Source organism: Candidatus Rokuibacteriota bacterium (assembly GCA_016209385.1).
Classification (GTDB): domain Bacteria; phylum Methylomirabilota; class Methylomirabilia; order Rokubacteriales; family CSP1-6; genus JACQWB01.
This window is the reverse complement of record JACQWB010000228.1, coordinates 1-5,677: the sequence shown is the minus strand read 5'-3', so window position 1 is coordinate 5,677 and position 5,677 is coordinate 1. Positions and strand designations below refer to the sequence as shown.

Sequence of the window (5,677 nt, the reverse complement as noted above, 5' to 3'; positions counted from 1 at the left end):
GGCTTGATGAGCGCGATCGCCTCATCCATCCACTCCCGCGCCTTCTTGTAGGCGGCGATCTGCGCCTTCGTGGCCCGGCCCACGTTGAAGGTGCGGTAGTAGCAGGTCCGGTAGCCGATGAACGACATGATGATGTCGAAGAACGCCTGGTCGCCCGGGCGGATCAGGCGGTCGGTGAAGTTGTGGGGGTGGGGGCTGCAGCGCTCACCCGAGATGGAGTTGATCGCCTCCACGCAGTCGGCCCCCATCTCGTACAGGCGCTTGTTGGCGAGCGCCACGATCTCGTTCTCGCGCACGCCGGGCTTGAGCGCCTCGTAGATGTCCTGGTAGACGCCGTCCACCATCGAGGCCGCCATGTTGAGCAGCGTCAGCTCATCCTGGCTCTTGATCATGCGCGCCTCGAGCAGGACCTGCTGGCCATCGCTCACCCGTACCCCGGCCTCTTGCAGCGCGAAGAGGAACGGCGGCTCGATGACGTCGATGCCGAGCGGCATCCCGGCCACGCCCTCGGCCTTCAAGATGCCCTGGATCTCCTGGGCGGCTCGCTTGAAGAGGCCCGCCTTCGGCGAAACGGCGCCGCGCATGCCCACCATGCCCGCCAGCGACTGCTTCTCGGGGATCCAGGGGGCGTAAAGCCGGTGGTGCCGCGCCGCCGAGCCGAAGTCCCACACCCAGGGCTCGCCGGTGCCGGTCAGCAAGGACCAGCGCGTCAGCTTGTCCCGCGCCCACTCGCCGATGACCGTGCTCGTGACATAGCGGATGTTGTGCTGGTCGAAGAGAAGCAGCGCGCCCAGGCCCGACCTGGCCAGCGCCTGGCGCACCCGCCCCAGCCGGTAGGCGTTGAGGCGCCGGAAGTCCACCCGCTCCTCGAAGTCCACCTGCATGTGGCCGGGGGCCTGGAGCGGCCGGTCCCACCGGTGCCTGGGGTTGGGGCTCTCGGGGGTGACGGGCTTAGGGGTTGGCGACGATTGCTTGCGGGCCATGGCTCCCTCCTTAAAAAGCGCCTGCCGCGCTACTTTACATCGGCCCAAGCCTCGTCTTCAATCCGCTCGATCCCCCTCTGAGTCAACGCTTGACCCTGTAGCCGGGGCCCGAGGGCTTCCTCAGATCCACGGTGACCACGGCGCCGCCCAGGCCGTGGACTTGATCATGGGCCTCGACGACCACGATGTGGACATCGCGTGGGATCCTGATCCTCTCGTCACGCGTGAACGGCTGCTCGCCCACGTGCGAATGCAGCAGCACCCGCCGCCCCAGCTCCCTGCCCTCCGGCGTCCGCACCCGCCACCAGTCAGCCCAGTGGTCCGGGTCCCTGTCGTCGTGGCGCACGGTCACCGCGAAGGTCCACTGCTCCGGGCCATCCCGGGTGACCTCGACCTTGACCACGTCCGCCTTGCCCGCCCACGCCGTCGTCGCGATGAGCAGAACGGCGACAACCATCACGGGCGCCACCCGACGGCCTCGGGGAGCCTCCGAACGGAGGAGGCGACTCGGATGGCGAGCTGCCGGTTTGCCGTCAGACACTCGATACACTTGACAATCCCGCCCCGACAGCCCCAGGATGCGCTCGGTACCAATTTGGAACCAAAATGATTCCGCAAAAGTCCGGACGAATACGCGAAGGTCTCCAAAACACCTCGATCCACACCGCGGTGTCAACCAGAACCACGTGGAGTCCGGCGACGCCTTCGCAATGGGCGGTCAGCGCGCATTTCCGTCAGACCTCCCCGCCAGAGCCCCGAGACAGCGAGATCCAGAATCTTCCGCGCCCGAGCCCGGCGCACGAAGTCATCGAGCGCGCTCGACCGCCTTCGAGTACGTGCGCTCGCCGCTCACCCGGACGACCTCCTCAAGGAGTCGTCCATCAAGCACAAGATTTATGCGCTTCATACACACGATCCACTACCACTGGAATCACAGGTCAAAGACCCATTTCAAGAGTGGAACTCACCGGGCTACATGGCCGCGTCGTAGCCCGGCTCAGGCGGCTCACCGCAGTCGCTCGACCGTGCCACTTAGCCGGCCTTCTTCAGGAGCGGTTTAGGGAGGCGTTTGAGCTGGCGGGAAGCATTGTAAATGTCAACCATCTTTTGTGCATTGAGCCAAAAATCTGGAGTCGTGCTGAAGGCCGCGGCAAGTTTAATAGCAAGCCTTGGGGTCACCTGGGCCCTCTGGTTTACGATACGATTGATCACCTTAAAATCGCATCCGATATGATCCGCCAGTCGTTTCTGGGTAAGCTTCAACGGGATCAAAAATTCCTCTCTGAGAATTTCCCCTGGAGCTGTCGGCTTTCGCTTCAAGGTATATTCCAAGTGCCTGGCTACCGGCGCCGGCTCGCTTGGCGGCGCTCCAGCGCCGCGCCCCAGCGTGCCAGGAATGCGGTGATGAAGGCATGCTCCTTGGCTGGGTCCACGGCTAAAGGGGCGAGCGCCATCGCCACGGCGAGCGCGACGTGGTAGCCCTCGGAGCGCGAGGCGACCGCGCGCCGGTAGGCGGGATGCGCGTCGTTCACCCACACCGTGGACTCGACGAGACGCGCGAGCTCCGGGTCATCGCGGCGGCTTTCGAACTGGATGCTCAAGCCGTACCGCGCGGGCCGACGGGCGCCACGATCGGCGGCCAGATGACCCGCCGCAGCCGGCGGCGTGGGCTCGGGCACGCTCGCGCGAGGGGTCTCGACACCCTCGACGGGCTCCCCGGCAGGCGCCTCCGGCGGCCTTTCGACACCAGCCTCCTCGCGCTCGCGATCTGTGCCGGGTGTTTCGTGCGCCGCGGGCGGTGGAGCGGCGGACGCGCTGAGGCCGGGACCGGCGCTGCTCACCGGCAGTCGGCGCTGGCCGCCGACCCGCTGCTCGACGAGCGTGGCCAGAAGCGGGAACACGTCGGCGAGCTCGCCGAGCACGGCTACGAGGTCGCGCTCGACGGGTCGGGCAGCGCGGCGCCGCGCCCGCGCGGCGGCGTCACCGGCGTCCCCCCAGAGGGTGAGCTGCCGCGACACGGCCTCCTGGGTGGCCCGGCGATAGGCCAGGTAGATCGCACCCCTCGCACCGGCGCGGATGAAGTCGGCCTTGTTCAGGGTGAGGCACTCGGCCAGCCCCGGCACCTCGATCAGGCCGCCGATCCGCTCCGCCGCGGATGGGGTGATGGCCAACCAGTCCCAGCCGCGCTTGATGACCTTCCCGAACGTGCTGACCGCGACACCTCGCAGTTCCTCGGGGAGCGGCCCCGCATCGCGGATCAGGTAGCCCGCGCCCGCGGGCTTCCGCTTCCGCGCCACGCGTATCGTGATGGACGCGCTCTCCGGGGCGTGCCAGCTTCGCCGCTCCAGGGTACCCCCGTTGAGCACGAAGCTCACCCCGCGCGGGTAGTGGACGCTCAGGATCTCCTCCAGGGCGGGATCGAGGAGGGGCTGGAAGTTCCGGCGCAGGACGCCCTCGATGAAGCCAGGGTCAAGGAGCGGGGAGAGCGCGTTGGTGGGCCTGAGTCGTGCCGCCGTGCCGCGCCCGGCCAGGAGTCCCGGCGGCGGGAGCCACCGCCAGGGCGCCTTGTGGCGGGAGGCGAGTCGCCAGGTCGTGGCCACGTGATGCCGGCCGTGCCGCGTTTCGGTCACTACCTCATCGCAGACGAGCAGCGCCACCTTGATGCCGACACCGGCAAAGCCGATCCCGGCGCCCCGGACCTTGGCGCTGGCCGCGACGTCGTGGTAACGGGCCAGCTCACGCCGGCGCATGCCGGCGCCGTCGTCCAGGATTGTCAGCGACGGCCGAGATGGATCCGTGACGATCGCGATGGTCGTGGCGCCGGAGTCGAGGGAATTGGCGACAATCTCGGCGAGGATCGTCTCCTCCGTAGACCCCGGGTAGGCATCGCGCAGATCTTCGAGCAGGTGGAGGAGATCGACCCGTGTCTCGCCCAGGGCTCAGCTCCTACGCACCCACATACCCGCGCACGTCCACGTGAATGCCAGCGCCGGAGGTCTCTTCCTCGGTCTTGAGCAGACTTGCCGTCGCGGCCTCGCGACGTCGGCTCTTCCAGTTTCTATCAAACCTGAATCGGTTTGCCGGAGACCTTTGCGTAAAGTACGTCAGGGTCGAGATCGGCACCGTTAGGCCAATGGAGGCTTCCCAACTCTGGGTGAACAGACACCTCAGCAACGCGGGTGGGATCCGAGAGTGGCGCGAAGACCCCTTCGAACCGAAGTAGCTCCGCCAAATTAATCTCGCCTTGAACGCCGTCTTCAAAGCGTACCCAAATCCGGTGCTCCCCAAGGTGCCGAGCTTCGACAATGTCGACCATCATCGCGTCACTCCAACGGGCGAATCGGCTTGAGCGGAGCCTGCTGACGGGCAAGACGCCAGTTCTCACGTAGCTCGTGCTGGTGCATTGCTGCCCATTCGGTCACGAGACCAAGAACCCTGGGCGAGAGCCTGCCACGGAGCACTGTTAACAACTCGATGTCAATTATCGCTCTCTGGTCGCCGTATCTAGCGTGAAAGTGCGGGGGCTCGTGGTCATTGTAGAACATCGCGATGATGATGCCAAAGAACCGGCTGACCTCAGGCAATCACCCTCCGGGGTATCGGGGCGTTGCTATCCAGCTTCGGCCTTCTCGATCCTGGCCCAGGTGTCGCGGAGGCCGACCGTGCGGTTGAAGACCAGGCGCGCGGGCGTGGAGTCCTTGGTGTCAACGCAGAAGTAGCCCTGGCGCTCGAGCTGGTAGCGGCTGCCCGGCGAGGCGCCGGCGAGCGATGGCTCCAGCTTGCAGCCGGCCAGGACCTCGAGCGATCGCGGGTTCAGCGCCGCCTTCCAGTCCTCCTCCTCGTCGGGCTTGGGCCTCAAAAACAAATTCTCGTAGAGCCGCACCTCGGCGTCGACGGCGTGGGCAGCCGACACCCAGTGGATGGTCCCCTTGACCTTGCGCCCGCGCGCGTCGCCGCCGAGGGTCGCAGGATCGTAGGTGCAGCGCACCTCGACGACTTCGCCGGTGCGCTCGTCCTTGACCAGGCCGGTGCACTTGACGATGTAGGCGTAGCGGAGGCGCACCTCGGCCCCAGGGGCGAGGCGGAAGTACTTCGGGGGCGGGCTCTCGCGGAAGTCGTCCTTCTCGATCCAGAGGACCCGCGAGAACGGCACGCGCCGGCTCCCCGCCGCGGAGTCCTCGGGGTTGTTCACCGCCTCCATCTCCTCGACCTGCCCCTCGGGGTAGTTCTCGATGACGAGCCTGAGCGGGCGGAGCACGGCCATCCGCCGCTCAGCGCGCCTGTTGAGATCCTCGCGGAGACAATGCTCCAACAGGGCGATGTCCACGAGGTTGTCGGCCTTGGCGACGCCGATCCGCTCGCAGAAGTCTCGGATTGCCTCGGGCGTGTAGCCGCGCCGGCGTAACCCGGCGATCGTCGGCATGCGCGGGTCGTCCCAGCCGGTGACGTGGCCCTCCTCGACGAGCTCGAGGAGCTTCCGCTTCGACATGACCGTGTGAGAGAGGTTGAGGCGAGCGAACTCGATCTGCTGCGGGTGGTAGATGCCGAGCTGGTCGAGGAACCAGTCGTAGAGCGGGCGGTGGTCCTCGTACTCGAGGGTGCAGATCGAGTGCGTGATCTGCTCGATCGAGTCGCACTGGCCGTGGGCCCAGTCGTACATCGGGTAGATGCACCAGGCGTCGCCGGTCCGCTGG

The 5,677-nt window shown here is 66.7% G+C and carries 7 protein-coding genes; all 7 read right to left on the bottom strand.

Annotated elements, in window-relative coordinates; genetic code table 11:
* On the bottom strand, positions 1 to 983 hold a 983-nt coding region (locus HY726_17070), incomplete at its 3' end, for an aminopeptidase P family protein (GenBank protein MBI4610708.1).
* Positions 984 to 1,065: 82 nt separating this feature from the next.
* A complete protein-coding gene (locus tag HY726_17065) occupies positions 1,066 to 1,440 on the bottom strand; it encodes a hypothetical protein (GenBank protein MBI4610707.1) in 375 nt (124 codons plus the stop codon).
* A gap of 575 nt (positions 1,441 to 2,015) precedes the next feature.
* Positions 2,016 to 2,303 carry a HigA family addiction module antidote protein gene (locus HY726_17060; protein ID MBI4610706.1) on the bottom strand — a complete coding sequence of 96 codons (288 nt, stop codon included), beginning with the start codon at positions 2,301 to 2,303 and terminating at the stop codon, positions 2,016 to 2,018.
* Between the two features lie 20 nt (positions 2,304 to 2,323).
* Positions 2,324 to 3,919, bottom strand: coding sequence for an ATP-binding protein (locus tag HY726_17055; GenBank protein MBI4610705.1), 1,596 nt, complete (start codon positions 3,917 to 3,919; stop codon positions 2,324 to 2,326).
* 125 nt (positions 3,920 to 4,044) lie between these two features.
* Positions 4,045 to 4,302, bottom strand: coding sequence for a DUF2442 domain-containing protein (locus HY726_17050; GenBank protein ID MBI4610704.1), 258 nt, complete (start codon positions 4,300 to 4,302; stop codon positions 4,045 to 4,047).
* A gap of 4 nt (positions 4,303 to 4,306) precedes the next feature.
* Positions 4,307 to 4,567, bottom strand: coding sequence for a DUF4160 domain-containing protein (locus HY726_17045; protein ID MBI4610703.1), 261 nt, complete (start codon positions 4,565 to 4,567; stop codon positions 4,307 to 4,309).
* A 26-nt stretch (positions 4,568 to 4,593) separates the two neighbouring features.
* On the bottom strand, positions 4,594 to 5,677 hold a 1,084-nt coding region (gene glnS, locus HY726_17040), incomplete at its 5' end, for a glutamine--tRNA ligase (protein MBI4610702.1).